We start from the raw sequence: 20,164 nt of genomic DNA, 5'->3' as shown, positions 1-20,164 counted from the left end.
CGTGTAACCGGCTTGCATACAAATATTGAGTTTTTACACCGATTAGCAAGCCATCCAGCATTTATGCGCATGGATCTCACGACTGAATTTATCCAACAGTATGAACAATCGTTATTCCCAGAATCGACCCAAGATCTTAATTGGGTGCGCACTGAAGCAGCAGTATTTGATGTATTGCAACGTCAAACGCAAATCACCACCAATAATAGTCCCTGGAATCGTGCTGATGGACTGCGTTTGAACGAAGCCGCCGTTCATGTGATTGAATTCAGTGAGGGCGAAGAACTGAATCGTGTTGAGCTCGAGCAAACAGATAATGGCTTTAGCGTGGCGATTGGCGAAGAGCGCTTTGCCATCCAAGCGAGTATCCGAGATGATCAGCTTAACCTTATTGTGAACGGTCATCGCTATCAGCGCTACATTGCAACCTGTGATGACACTATCACAGTATTTACCGAACAAGGTCCAGTGACACTGCATCGCCATAAGGTGGCTGATACCTTGGTCGATGACAACGCCGGTGGAGGCCTGGTCGCGCCGATGAATGGCACAATCACAGATGTTTTGGTCAGCAACGGCGATCACGTTGAGAAAGACCAAGCCCTGGTCATCATGGAAGCGATGAAGATGGAATACACCATCAAAGCGCATTGTGCCGGTGAAGTCACTGACGTATTTTTTGCTCAGGGTGACTTAGTGAGTGATGGTGACGAACTCGTTGCTATTGCCGAAAAGGAGTAAGCATGTTTAAACGCAGCGCTATGCCGGATGAAGTTAATATCGTCGAAGTCGGTCCACGCGATGGCTTACAAAATGAAGTGGCGGTGCCAACCCCCGCAAAAATTGACCTGATTAATGCCCTGTCTAAAACAGGTTTAACATATATTGAAAGCGCGAGTTTTGTTAGCCCGAAGTGGGTACCACAAATGGCCGACAGTAGTGCGATCATGGAACAGATCGAGCGTCAGCCAGGGATTACCTACTCAGCCCTGACACCCAATTTAAAAGGATTGGAGAACGCGCTCGCTGTTAATACTGACGAGGTTGCCGTTTTTGGTGCCGCATCAGAACAATTTAGTCAACGTAACATCAATTGTTCTATCGACGAGTCTCTAGAACGCTTTCGGCCAGTCATCGCCCAAGCACGACAAGCGAATGTACGTGTTCGCGGCTATGTTTCCTGCGTTTTAGGCTGTCCCTATCAAGGCGATGTACCACTAAAGGATGTTGCGCATGTGGCGCAACAGTTGATTAATATGGGCTGTTACGAAGTATCCCTTGGCGACACGATTGGTGTGGGTACACCGCTACAAGCGGCTGAAATGGTCAAGGCTGTACTTGAGGTGGTGCCGGCCAACCAATTGGCATTGCACTTCCACAATACCTACGGGCAGGCTTTAGCAAATATTCTTGCCTGTTTGGAACTCGGGGTGAATACCGTTGATAGTGCGGTGGCAGGCTTAGGCGGTTGCCCGTATGCAAAAGGCGCCAGCGGTAATGTAGCGACCGAAGATGTGGTATACATGTTAAACGGAATGGGCATTAGGACGGGCGTCGAGCTTGATGCACTCGTCCGTGCAGGTGCTGATATTTGTCAACACCTTGGGCATGGCCCTCGCTCTCAAGTAGCACTCGCAGAATTGGCAAAAAAAGGATAATTAACATGGCAGCAGAACGACTTTGGCAACCCAGTGCGGATCAAATCGCTGAAGCGCGCATGAGCGATTTTCTGCAACAGATAAACGTGCATAATGACGCAGGGCTTGCGAATTATCACGAACTTTATCAATGGTCGATTGATAACAACGAAGCATTTTGGTCGCTGATTTGGGATTACTTTGATGTGATTGGCGAAAAAGGCGACGTCATTGTTCAAGATAAAGACAAGCTTCCGGGTGCCAAGTGGTTTCCAGAGGCTGAGTTAAACTTTGCGGAAAACCTACTGCGCCATAAAGATAACCACAGCGCACTGGTATTTCGCGGCGAGAACGGTGAGCGCCAAGAGCTCAGTTACGAAGCGCTCTACTTGCAAGTTGCTCGTGCTGCACATGCACTAAAAACGCAGGGTGTATCGAGTGGCGATCGTGTCGCAGGAATGATGCCCAATTGCATTGAAACCATCGTAATGATGCTTGCCACAACGAGCTTGGGTGCAATTTGGTCATCCTGTTCACCGGATTTTGGTGTGCAAGGTGTACTCGACCGTTTTGGCCAGATTGAACCGAAAGTCCTGATGACAGTCGATGGCTATTTTTATAACCAAAAGAATCTCAATATAAAGGATAAAGTAAGCGAAATTGCAGACAACTTGCCGACTGTTGAGCATTTGGTACTTGTTAACTTTAGCGGTCAGTCAGAGGTGGTCGATGACGCTCGCATGGTGCGTTACGAGGACTTCCTAGACAATGATGCTAGCGATATTGATTTTGTAAGAAAGCCGTTCAATCATCCGATCTATATTATGTTTTCTTCAGGCACCACAGGCGTGCCTAAATGTATTGTTCACGGTGCAGGCGGCACGCTATTGCAACATTGCAAAGAACACGGCTTGCATACTGACCTCGATCGTGAAGATACGCTGTTCTACTTTACAACCTGTGGCTGGATGATGTGGAACTGGCTGGTCAGCGGCCTCGCGTTAGGTGCGAAGTTAGTCTTGTTTGATGGTTCACCATTCGCTCCTAAACCAGAAGTACTTTGGGATATTGCCGATGAAGAGCACATCAGCGTGTTCGGTACCAGCGCAAAATATTTATCTGCGCTAGAAAAAGCCGATGTCAAACCGCGTCAATCTCATGAACTTAAAGCATTGCGGAGCATATTAACGACTGGCTCTGTCCTGCCGCCAGAAAGTTTTGACTACGTCTACCGCGATATCAAAACTGACCTCTGCTTATCATCAATTTCAGGCGGGACCGACATTGTTTCGTGCTTCGCCCTAGGCTGCCCTATCCTGCCGGTTTATCGCGGTGAGTTACAATGTCGAGGACTCGGTTTAGCGGTCAACGTGTACAATGATCAAGGCGAAGCTGTTAAACAACAAAAAGGCGAGTTGGTGTGCGAAAACTCATTTCCCAATATGCCCGTTGGGTTCTGGGGTGATGACGATGGCCAACGCTATTTTAACGCCTACTTTGCACGCTTCGATAACATCTGGGCACACGGCGACTTTGCCGAGTTAACCGAACATGACGGCGTTATTATTTACGGTCGGTCGGATGCAGTACTTAACCCAGGTGGTGTGCGCATTGGCACAGCGGAGATTTACCGCCAAGTTGAGAAGGTGGACGTTGTGCTAGAGAGTATTGCTATCGGTCAACAATGGGATGACGATGAGCGCGTGGTACTATTCGTGCGTCTCCGTGAGGGCGTGCAACTTGACGACGCCTTAGTAAAAACCATCAAGCAAACGATTCGCGCAAACGCTACCCCTAGACACGTGCCTGCGGTTATATTACAAGTGAACGATATTCCAAGAACCATTAGTGGTAAGATCGTTGAACTTGCGGTTCGTAACGTTGTGCATGGGCAACCCGTACAGAATACCGATGCGTTGGCGAACCCCGATGCCTTGAACGAGTTTAAGGATCGTCCAGAGCTCAGTCGTTAAGAGAGTCTAATTCATGCGTTTAAAGCTTTTTGCGGGTGCTAAGCAAGCCCTCATTACCGTCGTTACAGGGATACTGATCTCGCTTATTGCGTTTTCATATGTACGCTATATAGAAAACCAAGACGCTCATGAGGCACTTGAAAACGAGGCTTATAACGTACAGCGCGAAATTAGACAAAACTTGGTGGCGCATCTATTCGCCACCGAGTTATTTGCTCGTGAATTAAAGCAGAGCCAACAAAGTCTTGATCAACGTTGGAATGATGATGCCAGTATTATCTCACTGTACTATCAAAGTATTACCGCAATGGTTTGGTTGTCGCCTGAATTAGTCATCGAAAAATACTACCCCCCGAATCGGCAGGCGCAACTACTCGGAACTCCTTTCAAACAGTCAGAGCTTATCGAGGTGTTACCGCAATCTCAGGGTAATCAGCACGCGATGATAGGGAGTGCGGGTAACCTCGGCAGGATCGGTAGCGATATCGTTATGTTCTCGCGCATTGATGGCGCCGAGCGGCAAGGCTTTTTAGGCTTAGTTATTAGCCTGCAGGACTTGCTGAACGATGTTATTCGCCAAAATATCAGTGAAGGTTATCAAGTCGCGATAAGTCGCGATGGTCAAACGCTTTACCAGTTTGCTGGTGATGTATCGTTGCGCGAACAGTGGTCAGTGAATCGAACGTTACAGCTATTAGGCTCAAAATGGCAGCTCCATGTATGGATGACGCCGGCACGTTTAGCAGACGAACGGGAAGGCTTTGCGCTGACCTTACTATTTACTGGTTTATTTATTACCGCCATGCTGACTTTGGTGTTCTACATTGTAGCGCAAAGTCGTTATAAAGCTCAGCAACTCGCCGATGCCAATATTGAACTGTATTCCGAAATCGACGAGCGTGAGCGTGTAGAAAAAGAAATTGCGTATCTCGCCGAGCACGACTCGTTAACTCGGCTTATTAATCGTAATGCACTTATGCGAATACTGACCGAATGGCTTAACGACCCATCAGAGAATGGTCTCACAGCCATTTTATTTGTTGACCTAGATCGCTTTAAAGAGGTCAACGATGCGCTGGGTCATACCGTAGGTGATGAATTAATTAAACGAGTCGCTCGTCGAATTAAAAAGTTAGCGCCAAAAGACGCGGTATTAGCGCGTTCAGGTGGTGACGAGTTTTTACTCGCGCTGCCACGCTCATCAGCTCGCGAGCATATACTTACTTTAGCGGAGCAGATGCTACAGGCCCTAGACGCGCATTTTTATGTCGATGAATATGAGTTATTTATTAGTGCGTCCATTGGCATCGCATTCGCAGAAGACGCTGACAACAACCCCGAGTACCTGATTAGAAATGCTGATACAGCGCTCTATCAAGCGAAAGATAATGGTCGCAATACCTATCATATATATAGCCAGGCTGTGCATCGCGACTTAGCCAAAAAGCTTGAAATGGTAAAACAATTACGTCATGCCGTAGAGCAAGAGTCACTTGAGGTTTACTATCAACCTAAGGTCGAACTGTTAGGCCACAGAATTATCGGTCTTGAGGCGCTGGTGCGTTGGGTAAAAGAGGACGGGACGGTTATCGGCCCTGACCAATTTATTCCAGTCGCGGAGGACACGGGCCTCATCATTCCTTTGTCTGAGTTCGTTATGCGAACGGCATGTCAGCAGCTCAAACGTTGGCATGAGATGGGATTCGCCGACCTTACCATGGCAATCAATATTTCAGGCAAACAATTGCACTTGCCTGATCTGGTCGACACCATCGTGGACAACGTCAGCGAAGCGCGTTTGTCACCGCGCTTTATAGAACTCGAACTGACAGAACAAGTATTTATCGAAAATATTCAATCGCATACCAACTTCATGCACTCGGTACGTGAACACGGTATGTCGTTGGCTATTGACGACTTTGGTGTCGGTTATTCTTCGTTGTCATACTTAAAGAACTTTCCAGTCACTTCACTGAAAATTGATCGCTCATTTGTTCGCGATTTACCTGACAATGAAGACGATGCAGTCATCGTACAAACGATTATTAATCTAGCCAAAAACTTAAATATCCAGTTGGTCGCAGAAGGCATTGAGACCAGCGAACAAGTCGAGTTTTTATTAAGCCGAGACTGTGGCGTTGGACAAGGTTACTTATTTAGTCGCCCTATCCCCGCAGAAGAAATCACACAGCTATTGCAAAACTATCAGGGGTTGATGCCAATTGACATCAGCTCGTGATTACGGAGGTTAACGTGGAACGCGAAAGTATGGACTTTGATGTCGTCATCGTGGGCGCTGGTCCTTCAGGACTGGCCGCAGCATGCCGGCTCGGACAGCTTGCCCAAGAAAAAGAGCAAGAATTGATGATCTGTGTTGTCGAAAAAGGTGCCGACATCGGTGCCCACATTTTATCGGGCGCAGTATTTGAACCACGCGCGATGAATGAGCTTTTCCCAGACTGGAAAGAGCGAGGAGCTCCACTCAATACAGCCGTCACCAAAGATGAAATACTGCTTTTGAAAGATGCGCAGAATAGCCGTGAGTTGCCCCATGTAGCAGTGCCCAAAACATTCCATAACGAGGGTAATTATATCGTCAGTATGGGAAATGTTTGTCGCTGGCTAGCAGAGCAAGCCGAGAGCCTAGGTATCGAGATATTTCCGGGGTTTGCGGCGAGTGAACTGATAAAAAATGACGATGGTAGTGTCGGTGGTGTCATTACTGGCGATATGGGCGTAGCCAAAGATGGTTCCGAAAAAGACGGTTACATGCCAGGCATGGAGTTAAGAGCTAAATATACACTGTTTGCCGAAGGTTGCCGCGGCCACTTGGGTAAACAGTTATTGCAACAGTTTGAGCTCGATAAGGACGCTACACCACAGCATTACGGTATTGGTTTCAAAGAGATCTGGGATGTCCCAGCTGAACAACATGAGCCTGGTAAAGTTGTTCACACCGCGGGGTGGCCATTGGATGACAATGGTTCTGGTGGTGGTTATTTGTATCATGCCGATGATGGGCAGGTTTATGTCGGTTTAATTATCGATTTAAACTATAAAAATCCATATTTAAATCCGTTTCAAGAGTTTCAACGCTTTAAAACTCACCCCGCAATTAAGGCGGTGCTAGAAAATGGCAAACGTGTAACTTATGGCGCGCGTGCCATCGCTAAAGGTGGTTATTATTCATTGCCTAAGATGACTTTCCCAGGCGGCATTTTATTGGGTTGTAATGCCGGCACCCTTAATTTTTCAAAGATTAAAGGGAATCACACGGCGATGAAATCAGGCATGTTGGCTGCTGAAACAGTTTTTGACGCGATTTCTCAAGGCCAGCAACATAGCGACCTTGAGGCTTACAAAAAGGCATTTGAACATTCTTGGGTGTTTGATGAGTTATACCGCTCACGTAATTTCGGTGGCGCAGTGCACAAACTCGGTACCCTCTTAGGTGGCGCATATAATACACTTGACCAAAATTATTTTGGTGGAAAACTACCCTTTAAATTTAAAGAGTGGACGCCTGATTATAAATGCACAGAGAAAGCCAATAATTATCAACCGATCGATTATCCTAAACCGGACAATAAAATCACATTTGATCGCTTATCCTCTGTCTTTTTGTCGAATACCAACCATGCAGAAGACCAACCCTGTCACCTGCAGTTAAAAGACGCTGATATTCCGCTCACTGTGAATTTGCCTGAATATGCGGAACCGGCTCAACGTTATTGCCCTGCGGGGGTTTATGAAGTTGTTGAGGAAGATGGTAAAGATGTATTTAAAATAAATGCGCAAAATTGTATTCATTGCAAAACCTGTGACATAAAAGATCCCAGCCAGAATATTACCTGGGTCGTTCCAGAAGGCGGTGGCGGTCCAACCTACCCAAATATGTAAATTGTGCGTAAAAAAGGCGAGCCTAGCTCGCCTTTTTGATATTTATAAATAAATCGCTAATCCAATTGTAATATATCTCGTATTTAGCCTTTACTTATAGAATTGTGCGTGTCATTTGTTTTATAAAATAATCGCCAATTATTAATTACTGGAGAAAATCTATGAGCGAATTTATTAATATAATTACGCACGAACGTCGATTAAATGCCGCTCTTAAAGAGTTGGATTTGAATGAGCTACATGAAATTCAAAAGAAACTCGACAATGTAATCAGTAAGCGTGAAGAAGAAGCCCTTGAGCAAGAGAAAGCGCTTGAAGAAAAACGCCAGAAAATTGCAGAATTAAAACGTAATATGCAAGAAGCTGGAATTGATATTTCTGACATTTTAGAAGATGAGATCGGTGGTGATAAATTGGCCTCACCAAAACGCAAACGTGCGCCGAAACCACCTAAGTATGAATTTAAAGATGAAAATGGCGAGTCTAAAACCTGGACGGGTCAAGGCCGCATGCCTAAAGCATTACAAAACGCACTTGACAATGGTCGTTCATTAGAGGAATTTTTGATAAAGTAATCAAAATACTCAAATGGGAGACGTTCGTTGTTTTATCGAGCATTATTAGCAGCAAGCTGCTGCAGTACTTTACTCACGGGATGTTCTTCTTTTCAATGGCCGCAGAGTTTGGCCATGACGGACGCGACAACCAACGTTTCCTCAAGCGAAGTGACGCTGCATAAACAATCGTTAAGTGCGGCTTCACCTTTTAAGTTGCTAAGTATTGTGACAGGCGATAGCTGTCAAGTGGGCTTCAATCAGCCTGCCGCTTCAGCGAAAGATGCACAGCAAGCGCTGCGGGAAGATGCGGCAAGGTTCGGTGCGACTGACGTATTTGCAATGCAGTGCTTTAATATTCCGACTGACGCGAGCTCACGATGCTACACGTCAGTCAGTTGTTTTGGTCAAGCAGCGGCGCCTAAACAATAGTCGCCGCCGACCCACTAGCTTAATTTAACTCTTTAAAATCAAGTGTGATATCACCAACACCGACTTCTGCCTTAATACGGTAATCTCCGGTACTGGTGAGCTCGCTTTCAGAGGTCATTAATACACGTTCGCTATTTAAGTCACCTCGCACCGAACCGCGAATGCGGGTATCACCAATGCCAGCCTCAGCTTTAACTTTATCGACATTGCCTCCGTGCAATACTAAATCGATTTCTCCAACACCCACCTCAAACGACGCATCGGTGGTGTATAACTCTCCTGACATCTCACCGACACCTAAGTCGGCATCAACGCTATGCATTTTAGGTAATGTAATGCGCCAGGTGACTTCAACTTCTTCGTCATCAGGCTCAATGCTGAGCTCCAATTCATTACCGTGTTGGTCGGCTTCTAAATGCACGCTATTGATATCACCACCACCGTAGAAGAAGCTATCATCATTGGCTTCTATAACGAGTTCAACTTCAACAACCTGCGAGTTTATGTCGCCTTTCACGAACTTAACGGTACCGACAGCGGCTTCAACGCTCAGTTCGGTGTCTGATGATACGTTAAATGTATGTGAACGTTTAACAACGTCTTGTGCGCACGCGGCTGAAGTCACTGTTAATCCGCCCACCAAGCAAATCGCAATTGGCCAAACTTTATTTTTCATCATGTTGCTTCCCTTTCTATGTTATTTTTGTAGCTGACGTTGCTAACAGCTAAGCCACGTCCAACTAAACCGTTACGTTGTAAACAAGGTTGAGCAAAGCGCGTGCCAATGTTATTTTTTCTTTTAAATACAATAGGTTAAATTGATTCCATCGCACTGGCGCAGCATTTTAAATTTACCCAATCGCTAAAATTTAGTTAAATCCGCTAACAGTTAAGAGAAATGACAAATAAACCAACGTCGCAAACCATTGCCCACATCCACACACCTTTCCCTGAAAAGTTTAGTGTGCCGCGTCAACCTGGTCTCGCCGCCCATGCCGAGGGCATCATCAAGCCTTACGGCGATTACGACTATCTCGCTGCGTTTAGCGGAATCGAACAACACAGTCATCTTTGGTTACTGTTTGAGTTTCACCATAACGCAGAATCACAGTGGCAAGCTCAAGTAAGACCACCGCGTCTTGGTGGAAACCAAAAAGTCGGAGTTTTTGCCACACGTTCGCCTTTTCGGCCCAGCAACATAGGCTTATCCGCGGTTAAGCTGTTAGCAGTTAATCACGAACCTTATTTTCATTTAGTCGTCGCCGGCGCCGATTTAGTTGACAACACGCCCATTATTGATATCAAACCCTATATTCCCTACTGCGATGCTATCAGTGATGCCACCAGTTCACTTGCGCCTTCAGCGCCTCAACCTAGTTTGTCGGTGGTATTTAGTGAGCCAGCGAGCCACTTTATGGAGCACAACGCTACTAGCTATCCAAATCTACGCGAGTTAATCAGTGAATTACTCGGTTTTGACGTTCGACCCGCTTATAAAAAACAAAAAGCTGATGCTAAGATTTATGCTAGCCGACTTTATGATTTAGATATTCACTGGCAAGTACGTGACAAGTGTGTCGTAGTGGAAAAAATTGTCCGCTATTGTCCGTAAAAGGCTTTGTCGCTTGCAGATAGGCTGTTAAACTTCCCTCCGATTTTGTTCAACTGACATAGAGATTGTTCGACCATGCGCAGCAGTCAATATTTACTATCTACTTTAAAAGAAACGCCTTCTGATGCTGAGATTGTCAGTCATCAGCTAATGCTGCGAGCCGGCATGATCCGAAAAGTGGCAGCGGGACTCTACACCTGGACACCAACAGGTCTGCGTGTACTTAAAAAAGTTGAGCGTGTAGTACGTGAAGAAATGGAACGTATCAACGCACTCGAGATCTTAATGCCGATGGTTCAACCTGCTGACTTATGGCAGGAGTCTGGGCGCTGGGATGATTACGGCCCTGAACTGTTGCGTATTAAAGACCGCAATGAGCGCGATTTCTTACTCGGCCCCACTCACGAAGAAATTATCAGTGAACTGGTGCGCAAAGAAGTCAGCAGCTATAAGCAATTACCGCTTACATTATTTCAAATTCAAACCAAGTTCCGTGACGAAATTCGCCCACGTTTTGGCGTGATGCGTGCACGTGAGTTCATGATGAAAGATGCTTACTCTTTCCATTTAACCGATGAATCACTGCAACAAGCCTATGATGAGATGTATGACGCTTATTGTCGTATCTTCCAACGTCTAGGTTTGGACTTTAGACCGGTCATAGCCGATACCGGCTCAATCGGCGGACATGCTTCACATGAGTTTCATGTATTAGCAGGCTCAGGCGAAGATGCGATTGCCTTCTCTGATGGTTCTGACTATGCAGCCAACGTTGAGATGGCCGAAGCGCTCGCTCCTTCTGGTGAGCGCGCAGCACCGAGCCAAGACAAGCAAGTTAATGATGTGACAGGCCACGAAGTGAGTGCATTTCTTCAACCTTTGGCCGTTGATGCGCAACAAGCTGTGCAATGTACACTAGTGAAAGCCAGTGATGATGTTGAGTCTGAAGCCGTGATGCTCGTTTGGCGAGCTGACCATGAACTCAACACCATTAAAACAGAAAAGTTACCGCAAGTAGCTACGCCATTACAGGTGCTTGATAGTGAGAAACTGATGGGCTGTCACGCAGCTTTTATTGGTCCTGTTAACGCATCAATGCCGGTAATCGTTGATCGCAGCGCGGCCGCTCTTGCAGACTTTGCCTGCGGTGCAAACAAACAAGGTCAGTGGCTCACGGGCGTAAACTGGAACCGTGATGCAAGTATTTCTGCTGTCGAAGATATTCGTAACGTGGTGACTGGCGATCCAAGTCCATGTGGCAAAGGTACCTTGCAAATAGCTCGCGGTATCGAAGTGGGTCATATCTTCCAGCTAGGTAAGAAATACAGCAACGCCATGAAAGTGGGCGTGTTGTCAGAAACGGGCAAACACGAAACTCTAACGATGGGCTGTTACGGTATCGGTGTTTCGCGTGTTGTCGCTGCAGCGATTGAGCAATTTCACGATGACCGCGGTATCAACTGGCCAACGGAGCTCGCTCCATTTGAAGTAGCCATTGTACCGATGAATATGCATAAATCTGCACGCGTACAAAAAGTAGCTAATGACCTCTACCAACAGCTACGCGATGCGGGCTTTGATGTGCTATTCGATGATCGCAAAGAACGCCCCGGCGTTATGTTTACCGATATGGAATTGATCGGCGTGCCGCATCAAATCGTCATTGGTGAACGTAACCTCGATGAAGAAATGGTCGAGTACCAATCACGTAGTGACCGCGACAAACAAAAAATGCCAATTAACAACGTGCTTGAGTTTTTGAATCAGACCTTGCGCAACGCATAATCACACTAAAAACCCCGCAAATGCGGGGTTTTTTATAGGCTTAGCTTTCCTGTCCCGCCAATGGCTCGACATAATGCAAATGCATATCCCACGGAAAGTGGATCCAAGTCTCTTGCTCGAGATCGGCCACATAATCATCGACTAAGTCAATGCCAGCCGGTTTGGCATAAACCGTAATAAATTTTGCTTTGGGTAGACGCTTACGCAGAAACTTTAATGTGTTACCCGTATCGACCAAATCGTCTACAACCAGAAAGCCTTCGCCGTCTTCGGTCGCTGATACGTCTTTTAGCAACGCCAAGTCATCTTTTTGCTGATCGTGTGCATAAGAACTCACCGCCACACAATCAACAGTGCGAAGGTTAAGCTCACGCGCGATGATCGCTGCGGGCACCAAACCACCACGGCTGACTGCGATCACGCCCTTATACTGCTCAGCGGGTAACTGACGGTGCGCCAGCTCACGCGTCGCGCGGTGTAGTTCTTCCCAAGAAACAAAAAACTCTCTATTTGAGTGCCAACCCATAATCTGTTACCCCAACCAAATGAATTTACTTACAAACAATAGTGCCAATAGTATCACGCTAAACGTCAGTTCTTTGCTTTTCCCAGCGAGGAGTTTAATAACCACATAGCTGATAAAGCCCAGCGCAATACCATCGGCAATAGAAAACGTGAGTGGTGTCATGAGTAGCACCACCATTACCGGTGCCGCCTCGGTTATGTCATTCCAATCGACATCCTGTAAAGTAAATAACATCAACACTGCGACATAAATAATTGCGCCGGCCGTTGCGTACGGTGGAATCATGCCGGCTAACGGCGAGAAAAACATCGCCAGAAGAAACAAGACGCCCACGACCACAGCTGCAAGCCCTGTTTTACCGCCTGAGGCCACACCTGCCGCCGATTCGACATAACTCGTTGTGGTAGATGTACCCATCATTGAGCCAGCAACTGTGGCCGTGCTATCCGCCATTAAAGCCCGCTCTAAACGAGGAAGCGTTCCATCTTTTTTAGCCAGTCCTGCCTTTTGAGCAACCGCCAATAACGTACCTGAGGTATCGAACAAGTCGACGAATAGAAACGCAAAGATCACCGAGAGCATACCTAAGTCAAACGCAGCTTCGATATTCATCTGCATAAACGTCGGCGCTAAGCTCGGCGGCATTGAGGCTATGCCAGTAAAATCTACGTAACCTAAAACCCAAGCAATTAAGGTAATAGCAAGGATGCTCATCAACGCAGCACCTTGCACACCTCGCGCCGCTAATCCAATAATCGTAAAGAAACCAAACGCCGCGAGAATAACCGATGGATCGCCTAAGTGACCTAGCGTCACAATGGTAGCGTCATTAGCCACTACAATATTTGCGTTTTTTAATCCAATAAGCGCTAAAAAAGCTCCAATACCGGCAGCTATCGCTCGACGTAACGTCATTGGAATGGACTGGATAATCCATTCTCGCACGCGGAACACCGATAATAAGAAGAAGGTAATACCGGAGAAAAATACCGCGCCGAGAGCAGTCTGCCAATCATAGCCCATTCCGCCAACAACGGAGTAAGTAAAGAACGCATTGAGACCCATGCCGGGTGCTAAGGCGACGGGATAGTTCGCCCAAAACCCCATCACAAAGCAACCTATTGCAGCGGCTAAACACGTCGCAACAAAAACTGCTCCATAATCCATGCCCGCTTCACTCAGAATCGATGGATTAACAAAAATAATATATGCCATGGTTAGAAAGGTTGTCGCGCCACCAATGACTTCCTTTTTAACCGAGCTCCCGCGACTATAAAAACCAAACCATTTATCTAACCAAGCCGCCACTGCTTGCATGAAATTCCCACCCTATTTGTGCTACAAATGCGATTTTTGGATTGAGCTTAAAAGCCGCGTATTCTATCCTATCGGGCAACAATTATGAATGCAGTAAAAGGAATGAATGATGCCAACCGTATATTTTGTTGATGCCGATGGTGGTCAACACGAGGCCGACGTTGATGTGGGTACCAATGTCATGGAAGCCGCAACTGAAAATTTCATCGACGGAATTGTCGGTGAATGTGGCGGTGTTTTATCCTGCGCTACGTGTCATGTTTATGTCGACAAAGCGTGGTTAAGCAAACTACCCGAAGCGTCCGAGCAAGAAGAAGACATGCTCGATATGGCAATAGATCCGGAAGACAACAGCCGCTTAAGTTGCCAGATTGAAATGACCGAAGCGCTCGACGGACTTGTCGTCCACTTACCTAAGCGTCAGTTTTAATCTACCGCCTCAATACGCACGACCACTTCATCATGGTAACCGGTTATGACCGAAATCATACCGGACCATGCGTGGTCGAGCGCTTCATCCCCTGAATCAATGCGTAACGGGCGTCCGTCTAAACCTTTCAGTTTAGTTTTCGTTGCAACAATCCAAAGATTCTCACGTCCAACGGCTTCTAACACACGTGGACTCAATTGCTGATTACCACGCCCAATAACGTGCCCTTGACCGCCGATCACGGTCACCAATAGCTTGACCTGCCCCTGCGGTAAAGCGGTCACCCGTTGATACAGTTCAGCCTCAGTGAGATCCTGTGCCAACACCTGACCATCATGCACCCAGTCGACACCGAGCAATGTATTGCTCAGCCCCAAGTCTTCCATAATAGCGTTTATGGTCGAACCGGACCCTACAATCAAATATTCTTCATCCAAACGCTCCTCGATCTCAGCAGCTAAGTCTGCCAACACGAGTTCATCGCTCTCTTTGCCACCCATTTTTACCGCTTGGATATACTGCAACTCGTCAGGCACTAACATTTCGCCAAAGCGTTTTGCCTTGACCGTGCCTTGTCGAAATAACGCTTCATCGATATCCATCACATCCGCATAGCGAACGCTCGATAACCCACCACTGACCATGTTTTCGATCACGCGCGCGGCTGCTTTGGGGCTGATGCTATACACCCCCGAGTGGATTTTAACGCCAGCCGGAATGCCTAACACCAGCTGTTCGTCATCGATAACTTGATACACATCGCGGGCAGTTCCATCCCCACCCGCAAACACGATGACATCGGGGCGGTGCTGCTGAATCGCAGTCACCGCTGCTTGTGTATCCGAGGCTTCAGTTTGTTCAGCACTGGATTGATAAACGACGTCGTGGCTAAAGCCTAACGCGTCGAGCACGTCGGCACCCATGGCGCCAGCAGCGGTAATAAAATGAACTTGGTCAGCTAATTGCTTTAACTCACGTAGCGCCGTCGAGACGCGTTGGTTGGCTTTTGGGGTTGCCCCTAAGGCAAGCGCCTTTTGGCGTGTTTGCTCGCCATCACTGCCTTTTAGGGCGACTGCGCCCCCTATCCCCGCAAACGGGTTAATGACTAATCCAATCGAGAAACGACGGCTGTACTGCATGCGTTATTTAAGCTCCATTTTCATCCGCAGACTCTTCGATAGCTTCGCCTGCATCTTCAACATCTTGACCCATACCTTCAATGGTAGAGCAACTTGCAAGACCAATGACCGCAATCAACATAGCAAAATAGCGTTTCATAATTCCTCCTCGATGTTAACGTGCCAACGCCTCAGCCGGAGGCCAGGGTCGTTGGTAATAACGACATAATGCTTGAGCAAAAACTTTCGCTCTCGTCGGTAATGAAGTACGCAAAAAATCGAAAAGTTGATCGCTTACTTTACTATCAAAGGCAGCGCGGTCGACCTCAATGCCTGATAAGTTATCGACGCTGACCTGAAACGGCACCCCCGCACACTCAGAAAATAATTTCTCGAGCGCTTGGGGCTTCACTTCGACTTTTTCAAACTGTTGCTGCTGCATGGCATCTCGGCCGTCCGGCACATACCAATAACCATAATCGAAGATATGACGTCGCACCCGCCCTGCAATACACCAGTGGGCGACCTCATGCAGTGCGGAAGCAAAAAAGCCGTGAGCGAATACCACTTGATGATGGGTTTCACCCTCTGCTGCGGGGCGATAATAGGGTTCATCGTCACCGCACACCAATATCGTACGTTCAGTTGCTGCAAAACACTGGTTAAAAATATCGATTAATTGCTGGTAGTGACGCGCATGTTGCTTACAGTGGGGTGCGCTGGACACCTGCATTCTGACCTCTATCACGTAAAAAATGATCCACTAAAACCAATGCCATCATGGCCTCAACGATAGGCACTGCACGAATGCCTACACAGGGATCGTGTCGTCCTTTAGTGACGATATCAACGGGCTCGCCATCGGTTGTGATGGTTTTACCCGGAATACTAATACTGGAGGTGGGCTTAAATGCCACTTCCGCAGTCACTGTTTGCCCTGTTGAAATGCCGCCGAGTACACCGCCGGCATGATTGGATTGAAATCCCGCAGTCGTCATTTCATCACGATGCTCGCTACCGCGCTGCGTCACCACGTCAAATCCATCGCCCACTGCAACCGCTTTTGCGGCATTAATGCTCATCAATGCCTTAGCGATATCTGCATCTAAACGATCAAATACCGGTTCACCCCAGCCAACAGGAACGCCCTGCGCCTCGACGTAAATGCGTGCGCCAACCGAATCGCCTTGCTTTTTTAACTCGCGTATCAACGCATCCATCGACTCAACCGCATCGGGGTTAGCGCAGAAAAATGCATTTTCCTTTACTGCAGACCATGCTTGTACCGGTGCGTGCACGGAACCCATCTGAGTCAACGCGGCGCGAATACTGATCCCCTGCTGAGCCAACACTTTGGCTGCAATAGCACCGGCTGCGACACGCATTGCTGTCTCACGTGCTGAAGAACGGCCACCGCCTCGGTAATCGCGGATACCATATTTTTTAAGGTAGGTATAATCGGCATGGCCTGGACGAAACTGTTGTTTGATGGCGCTATAGTCTTGGCTTCGTTGGTCTTGATTGCGAATAACCAGGCCGATCGGTGTCCCTGTTGTGCGGCCTTCAAACACACCCGATAAGATCTCAACCTGATCGGGTTCCTGCCGTTGCGTGGTATAACGGCTGGTGCCAGGACGACGCCGGTCAAGTGCTTGTTGTATATCTTCGTGACTGAGCTCGATACCTGCGGGACATCCATCAACCACAGCGCCGAGCCCTACACCATGACTTTCACCAAAAGTCGTTACGGTAAATAATGTACCCCACGTATTCCCAGCCATGACTCGCTCCTACGAATTTCCGTAACACGCACGGTGATGTTCAAGTTGCGCTTTATTGAGCACAAAGACACCGTGTCCACCGCGCTCAAACTCTAACCAAATAAAGCCGGTCTCAGGATACTTCTCATCCAGCGCTGTCATAGAATTGCCGACTTCACAAAACAGTAAACCATTGTCGGTCAAATGATCGGCCGCTTCGAGTAACATCGTATCGACCAAACTTAAGCCATCATCACCTGCGGCTAAACCGAGCTCTGGTTCATGCTTAAACTCATCAGGTAAATCCGACATATCTTCGGCATCAACGTAGGGTGGATTGGTAACGATTAGGTCATATTGTTGACCTTGCAACCCAGCAAACACATCGGATTGAATAGGAAACACTTGCGCATCGAGCCCATGCTCAGCAATATTGTATTCTGCTACTGCCAGCGCATCAGTCGATATATCCGTGGCATCCACTTCGGCCTCTGGAAACGCGTAGGCACACGCAATCGCAATACACCCACTGCCGGTACACATATCCAACACTCGCTCAGGCGCTTGCGTCAACCACGGCTGAAAGCCTTGTTCGATAAGTTCAGCAAACGGCGAACGTGGAACCAAAACGCGCTCATCCACATAGAATGGTAAGCCCGCGAACCAAGCTTGATTCAAGATGTAGGCAGCTGGCGTGCGCTCAGCAATTCGGCGACCGAGTAACGCTACATAATTGGTCTTTTCTTGGGTGGTCAGACGGCAGTGGCGCATGTCAATGAGTTCATCAGGCGTTAATGACACCACATGCCCGAGCAGCGCTCGCGCTTCTTCCACGGCATTGGCGTATCCGTGCCCAAAATAGACACCGGCACTGGCCATTTGACTGACACTCCAACGTAAAATGTCATCAATCGTGTGTAATTCACCAATGGCTTGCTGAGTCGCTTCTGAATCCAAACTTATCCCCTGATAGTAAATCGGTTATACTTAACTGCTGTATAAGATACCTTAAGCGACGCTAGGAATCATCCATCATGGCTTCAAAATACAAATCGAGTGATAAAAAAAATAACGATCAAGATGCTGTATTCGATGCAGATGATCGCGATCTGTTTAGGCAAGCGATGGCGGGTATTCAACCGATAGAAAACGATGAGATAGCTCCGCTATCAGCTCGAGAGAAAATCCAGCAAAAGCACCACAAACGTCAAAAGCAAGAGGTTAAAGATGTTCAAGACATAGTACGAGATACATTTTCTGACAACTTCGAAGGCTATTTAGGCGATGACAAAGTGGCGTATACGGCTCCGGGTGAAAGTAGCTACTTAGCAAAGCAATTACGCCGCGGTGACTACGCCCCAGAAATGTTACTTGATTTGCACGGTTTAACCGTTGCACAGGCTAAACACGAATTGGCCGCGATGTTAACGGCTTGCGAGAAAGAGTTAATACAGTGCTGTTCAGTCATGCACGGTCACGGCACTGGTGTACTGAAAAAACAACTGCCTCATTGGCTTATTCAACATCCTGCCGTGCGCGCCTTTCATCAGGCACCAAAAACGTTTGGCGGCGATGCGGCAGTACTGATACTACTGCAAGCGCCTGAGTAACGATTAGCAGTGCTCCGGTTGCATCAGCTGTCGCAATTTTCCGATACCCGTTGCCGGGTCAAAGTCGATTTCAGCGATCGCTGCCGTAGAAAAGATCGGCGGCTGTTGGGTTTTATCGATTTCAGCCACTAAATAACTTACTAGTGGCATATGCGTCACCACGAGTGCAGACTTCACACCCACTATAGCAAGTTCAGCGGCTAACTCAGTCACTGTTTCATGAACTCGCTTTTCCGGAGTTAAACAGTCCAACACTTTGACTTCACGGCAGTTTAACCGCTCATTCATGACCCTCTGCGTTTCTCGCGCACGCTGGTAGGGGCTGGTATAACACTGCTCAACAACATCGCATTGTTGTATCAGCCATTCGCTCGCATGTCGTACTTCGGTAATACCCTCGTCAGTGAGACGACGTTCACTATCCGGCCAAGGATCAGACATCGGTTCGGCTTGCCCATGACGCATGATATAAAGCTTCATCCCAACTCCTACTTCGCTTAGTCGCTCGTTCGGCGTTTCGCATCGGGCCGCCCACCCGTCACTCTATCGGCGCGCCCTTCTTGTTTTGCTCGTTCTGCCCGCTTTTTACGTATCGCTTTTGGATCCGCTATAAGTGGGCGATAAATTTCAATACGATCACCGTCCCGTGGTTGCGCATCGAGTTTCGTTGCCTTACTCCAAATGCCTACTTTCTGTTTCCCAAGATCAATATCAGTGAACTGTTCCAATATGCCCGACCGTTCGATACAGGTTTTCACGTCGGTTCCCTCAGCCACAGTCACTGTTAGGATTGCTTGTCGCTCTGGCGTCGCGTAGGCAACTTCAATCACCATCATCGCCATACCTACCCGTACACCTGCTTAGCGCGTTGAGCAAAGGCATCAACCATACGCGCGGTAACCTCGCTAAATACCTTACCAAAAGCCATACCCAATAATCGGTTTGAAAATTCAAAGGTCAGGTCAAATTGAATTTTACACGCGTTATCAGCGAGGGGAATAAACTGCCATCCCCCACTCAGTGATTCAAACGGACCGTCTTCAAGAGACATATCGATGCGCTCAGGTTTAAATAAACGGTTGCGCGTAGTGAACCGTTTCTTAATACCTGCCTTACTAATATCGAGGCTAGCAACCTTAAAGTCCGAGTTAGATTCATGTACTTGAGAGCCAACACACCCTGGTACAAAATCAGGGTATGACTCTATGTCATTAACCAAGTCAAACATCTGCTCAGCGCTGTATGAGACCAGCGTGCTTTTTGATATGCTAGGCATGAATCCTCTGTCGCTTACTTCGTTTAGCGCAATGATAACTCAAACACGTATTCATTGAAGCCCTTAAAATGAATTTTCTTTTAGTTTTTCATGGGTATAATAGTTGCCATGAGTAAGAAAAAATCACAATCAAATAGTTCGACCATCGCACTGAATAAAAAAGCACGCCATGAATATTTTCTTGAAGAAAAATTTGAGGCGGGCATCAGTCTACAAGGCTGGGAAGTAAAAAGT

Annotated in this window: 23 protein-coding genes; 12 read left to right on the top strand and 11 right to left on the bottom strand. The window is 47.4% G+C overall.

What is annotated here, in order from left to right:
* The 7 genes from B2X00_RS11375 to rcsF all read left to right on the top strand — a co-directional run.
* Positions 1–741, top strand: a 741-nt coding sequence (locus tag B2X00_RS11375; RefSeq protein WP_290487708.1) for a biotin/lipoyl-containing protein, incomplete at its 5' end; no start/stop codon positions are given.
* 2 nt (positions 742–743) lie between these two features.
* Complete coding sequence (locus B2X00_RS11370) at positions 744–1,658, top strand: hydroxymethylglutaryl-CoA lyase (protein ID WP_290487706.1); 915 nt, start codon at positions 744–746, stop codon at positions 1,656–1,658.
* Positions 1,659–1,663: 5 nt separating this feature from the next.
* Positions 1,664–3,610: an acetoacetate--CoA ligase gene (locus B2X00_RS11365; RefSeq protein WP_290487705.1), complete on the top strand. Its 1,947-nt coding sequence runs from the start codon at positions 1,664–1,666 to the stop codon at positions 3,608–3,610.
* Between the two features lie 13 nt (positions 3,611–3,623).
* Positions 3,624–5,849, top strand: a complete 2,226-nt coding sequence (locus B2X00_RS11360) for a putative bifunctional diguanylate cyclase/phosphodiesterase (protein ID WP_290487704.1) — start codon at positions 3,624–3,626, stop codon at positions 5,847–5,849.
* Between the two features lie 14 nt (positions 5,850–5,863).
* Positions 5,864–7,510: an electron transfer flavoprotein-ubiquinone oxidoreductase gene (locus B2X00_RS11355; protein ID WP_290487703.1), complete on the top strand. Its 1,647-nt coding sequence runs from the start codon at positions 5,864–5,866 to the stop codon at positions 7,508–7,510.
* 161 nt (positions 7,511–7,671) lie between these two features.
* Entirely contained in the window at positions 7,672–8,085 is a 414-nt protein-coding gene (locus B2X00_RS11350; RefSeq protein ID WP_290487702.1) for an H-NS family nucleoid-associated regulatory protein, read from the top strand.
* Positions 8,086–8,199: 114 nt separating this feature from the next.
* Positions 8,200–8,496, top strand: coding sequence for an Rcs stress response system protein RcsF (gene rcsF, locus B2X00_RS11345; RefSeq protein ID WP_290487701.1), 297 nt, complete (start codon positions 8,200–8,202; stop codon positions 8,494–8,496).
* Positions 8,497–8,515: 19 nt separating this feature from the next.
* On the opposite strand, the gene B2X00_RS11340 is transcribed toward rcsF, so the two are convergent.
* Positions 8,516–9,175, bottom strand: coding sequence for a hypothetical protein (locus B2X00_RS11340; RefSeq protein WP_290487700.1), 660 nt, complete (start codon positions 9,173–9,175; stop codon positions 8,516–8,518).
* A gap of 219 nt (positions 9,176–9,394) precedes the next feature.
* On the opposite strand from B2X00_RS11340, the gene tsaA reads away from it, so the two are divergent.
* Both tsaA and B2X00_RS11330 read left to right on the top strand, forming a co-directional pair.
* Positions 9,395–10,108: a tRNA (N6-threonylcarbamoyladenosine(37)-N6)-methyltransferase TrmO gene (tsaA, locus tag B2X00_RS11335; protein ID WP_290487699.1), complete on the top strand. Its 714-nt coding sequence runs from the start codon at positions 9,395–9,397 to the stop codon at positions 10,106–10,108.
* A gap of 75 nt (positions 10,109–10,183) precedes the next feature.
* Entirely contained in the window at positions 10,184–11,893 is a 1,710-nt protein-coding gene (locus tag B2X00_RS11330; RefSeq protein ID WP_290487698.1) for a proline--tRNA ligase, read from the top strand.
* Between the two features lie 40 nt (positions 11,894–11,933).
* On the opposite strand, the gene gpt is transcribed toward B2X00_RS11330, so the two are convergent.
* Positions 11,934–12,419 carry a xanthine phosphoribosyltransferase gene (gpt, locus tag B2X00_RS11325; protein ID WP_290487697.1) on the bottom strand — a complete coding sequence of 162 codons (486 nt, stop codon included), beginning with the start codon at positions 12,417–12,419 and terminating at the stop codon, positions 11,934–11,936.
* Positions 12,420–12,425: 6 nt separating this feature from the next.
* Positions 12,426–13,736 carry an NCS2 family permease gene (locus tag B2X00_RS11320; RefSeq protein ID WP_290487696.1) on the bottom strand — a complete coding sequence of 437 codons (1,311 nt, stop codon included), beginning with the start codon at positions 13,734–13,736 and terminating at the stop codon, positions 12,426–12,428.
* 109 nt (positions 13,737–13,845) lie between these two features.
* On the opposite strand from B2X00_RS11320, the gene B2X00_RS11315 reads away from it, so the two are divergent.
* The gene (locus B2X00_RS11315) at positions 13,846–14,166 is read left to right on the top strand and encodes a 2Fe-2S iron-sulfur cluster-binding protein (protein WP_290487712.1); all 321 of its coding nucleotides are present in this window, start codon (positions 13,846–13,848) and stop codon (positions 14,164–14,166) included.
* On the opposite strand, the gene B2X00_RS11310 is transcribed toward B2X00_RS11315, so the two are convergent.
* From B2X00_RS11310 to prmB, 5 genes are read right to left on the bottom strand one after another with little or no spacing between them, the layout of a single operon-like run.
* A complete protein-coding gene (locus B2X00_RS11310) occupies positions 14,163–15,305 on the bottom strand; it encodes an ATP-NAD kinase family protein (RefSeq protein ID WP_290487695.1) in 1,143 nt (380 codons plus the stop codon). The two genes, B2X00_RS11315 and B2X00_RS11310, sit on opposite strands and share 4 nt — an antisense overlap.
* Positions 15,306–15,312: 7 nt before the next feature.
* Positions 15,313–15,444, bottom strand: a complete 132-nt coding sequence (locus tag B2X00_RS11305; protein ID WP_083405101.1) for an entericidin A/B family lipoprotein — start codon at positions 15,442–15,444, stop codon at positions 15,313–15,315.
* A 15-nt stretch (positions 15,445–15,459) separates the two neighbouring features.
* Positions 15,460–16,017 carry an elongation factor P hydroxylase gene (locus tag B2X00_RS11300; RefSeq protein WP_290487694.1) on the bottom strand — a complete coding sequence of 186 codons (558 nt, stop codon included), beginning with the start codon at positions 16,015–16,017 and terminating at the stop codon, positions 15,460–15,462.
* Complete coding sequence (aroC, locus tag B2X00_RS11295) at positions 15,989–17,065, bottom strand: chorismate synthase (protein ID WP_290487693.1); 1,077 nt, start codon at positions 17,063–17,065, stop codon at positions 15,989–15,991. Before aroC ends, B2X00_RS11300 begins: the two co-directional genes overlap by 29 nt.
* Before the next feature lie 9 nt (positions 17,066–17,074).
* The gene (gene prmB / locus B2X00_RS11290; RefSeq protein WP_290487692.1) at positions 17,075–18,001 is read right to left on the bottom strand and encodes a 50S ribosomal protein L3 N(5)-glutamine methyltransferase; all 927 of its coding nucleotides are present in this window, start codon (positions 17,999–18,001) and stop codon (positions 17,075–17,077) included.
* A gap of 77 nt (positions 18,002–18,078) precedes the next feature.
* Between prmB and smrB the strand changes: the two genes are divergently transcribed.
* The gene (gene smrB / locus B2X00_RS11285; protein ID WP_290487691.1) at positions 18,079–18,654 is read left to right on the top strand and encodes an endonuclease SmrB; all 576 of its coding nucleotides are present in this window, start codon (positions 18,079–18,081) and stop codon (positions 18,652–18,654) included.
* Between the two features lie 3 nt (positions 18,655–18,657).
* On the opposite strand, the gene sixA is transcribed toward smrB, so the two are convergent.
* Genes sixA through B2X00_RS11270 form a run of 3 tightly spaced genes read right to left on the bottom strand, consistent with a single transcriptional unit; the run spans position 18,658 to position 19,930 of the window.
* Positions 18,658–19,134, bottom strand: coding sequence for a phosphohistidine phosphatase SixA (sixA, locus tag B2X00_RS11280; RefSeq protein ID WP_290487690.1), 477 nt, complete (start codon positions 19,132–19,134; stop codon positions 18,658–18,660).
* Between the two features lie 17 nt (positions 19,135–19,151).
* Complete coding sequence (locus B2X00_RS11275) at positions 19,152–19,496, bottom strand: RnfH family protein (RefSeq protein WP_290487689.1); 345 nt, start codon at positions 19,494–19,496, stop codon at positions 19,152–19,154.
* Positions 19,497–19,498: 2 nt separating this feature from the next.
* Positions 19,499–19,930 (bottom strand): type II toxin-antitoxin system RatA family toxin, encoded by a 432-nt coding sequence (locus tag B2X00_RS11270; RefSeq protein WP_290487688.1) that lies wholly within the window; start codon positions 19,928–19,930, stop codon positions 19,499–19,501.
* 108 nt (positions 19,931–20,038) lie between these two features.
* Here B2X00_RS11270 and B2X00_RS11265 point away from each other — a divergent pair.
* On the top strand, positions 20,039–20,164 hold a 126-nt coding region (locus B2X00_RS11265), incomplete at its 3' end, for an SsrA-binding protein (protein ID WP_290487710.1).

The organism is Idiomarina sp. UBA3162 (assembly GCF_002364475.1).
GTDB lineage: Bacteria > Pseudomonadota > Gammaproteobacteria > Enterobacterales > Alteromonadaceae > Idiomarina.
The sequence above is the reverse complement of the archived record's forward strand: the minus strand, read 5'-3'. Positions and strand labels throughout refer to the sequence as shown.

Excerpts from the sequence above, each read along its gene's own strand:
- B2X00_RS11370 (WP_290487706.1), top strand. The coding sequence starts at position 744 with ATGTTTAAACGCAGCGCTATGCCGGATGAAGTTAATATCGTCGAAGTC.
- B2X00_RS11365 (WP_290487705.1), top strand. The coding sequence starts at position 1,664 with ATGGCAGCAGAACGACTTTGGCAACCCAGTGCGGATCAAATCGCTGAA.
- B2X00_RS11360 (WP_290487704.1), top strand. The coding sequence starts at position 3,624 with ATGCGTTTAAAGCTTTTTGCGGGTGCTAAGCAAGCCCTCATTACCGTC.
- B2X00_RS11350 (WP_290487702.1), top strand. The coding sequence starts at position 7,672 with ATGAGCGAATTTATTAATATAATTACGCACGAACGTCGATTAAATGCC.
- rcsF (WP_290487701.1), top strand. The coding sequence starts at position 8,200 with ATGACGGACGCGACAACCAACGTTTCCTCAAGCGAAGTGACGCTGCAT.
- B2X00_RS11340 (WP_290487700.1), bottom strand. The coding sequence starts at position 9,175 with ATGATGAAAAATAAAGTTTGGCCAATTGCGATTTGCTTGGTGGGCGGA.
- tsaA (WP_290487699.1), top strand. The coding sequence starts at position 9,395 with ATGACAAATAAACCAACGTCGCAAACCATTGCCCACATCCACACACCT.
- B2X00_RS11330 (WP_290487698.1), top strand. The coding sequence starts at position 10,184 with ATGCGCAGCAGTCAATATTTACTATCTACTTTAAAAGAAACGCCTTCT.
- gpt (WP_290487697.1), bottom strand. The coding sequence starts at position 12,419 with ATGGGTTGGCACTCAAATAGAGAGTTTTTTGTTTCTTGGGAAGAACTA.
- B2X00_RS11320 (WP_290487696.1), bottom strand. The coding sequence starts at position 13,736 with ATGCAAGCAGTGGCGGCTTGGTTAGATAAATGGTTTGGTTTTTATAGT.
- B2X00_RS11315 (WP_290487712.1), top strand. The coding sequence starts at position 13,846 with ATGCCAACCGTATATTTTGTTGATGCCGATGGTGGTCAACACGAGGCC.
- B2X00_RS11310 (WP_290487695.1), bottom strand. The coding sequence starts at position 15,305 with ATGCAGTACAGCCGTCGTTTCTCGATTGGATTAGTCATTAACCCGTTT.
- B2X00_RS11305 (WP_083405101.1), bottom strand. The coding sequence starts at position 15,444 with ATGAAACGCTATTTTGCTATGTTGATTGCGGTCATTGGTCTTGCAAGT.
- B2X00_RS11300 (WP_290487694.1), bottom strand. The coding sequence starts at position 16,017 with ATGCAGGTGTCCAGCGCACCCCACTGTAAGCAACATGCGCGTCACTAC.
- aroC (WP_290487693.1), bottom strand. The coding sequence starts at position 17,065 with ATGGCTGGGAATACGTGGGGTACATTATTTACCGTAACGACTTTTGGT.
- smrB (WP_290487691.1), top strand. The coding sequence starts at position 18,079 with ATGGCTTCAAAATACAAATCGAGTGATAAAAAAAATAACGATCAAGAT.
- sixA (WP_290487690.1), bottom strand. The coding sequence starts at position 19,134 with ATGAAGCTTTATATCATGCGTCATGGGCAAGCCGAACCGATGTCTGAT.
- B2X00_RS11275 (WP_290487689.1), bottom strand. The coding sequence starts at position 19,496 with ATGGCGATGATGGTGATTGAAGTTGCCTACGCGACGCCAGAGCGACAA.
- B2X00_RS11270 (WP_290487688.1), bottom strand. The coding sequence starts at position 19,930 with ATGCCTAGCATATCAAAAAGCACGCTGGTCTCATACAGCGCTGAGCAG.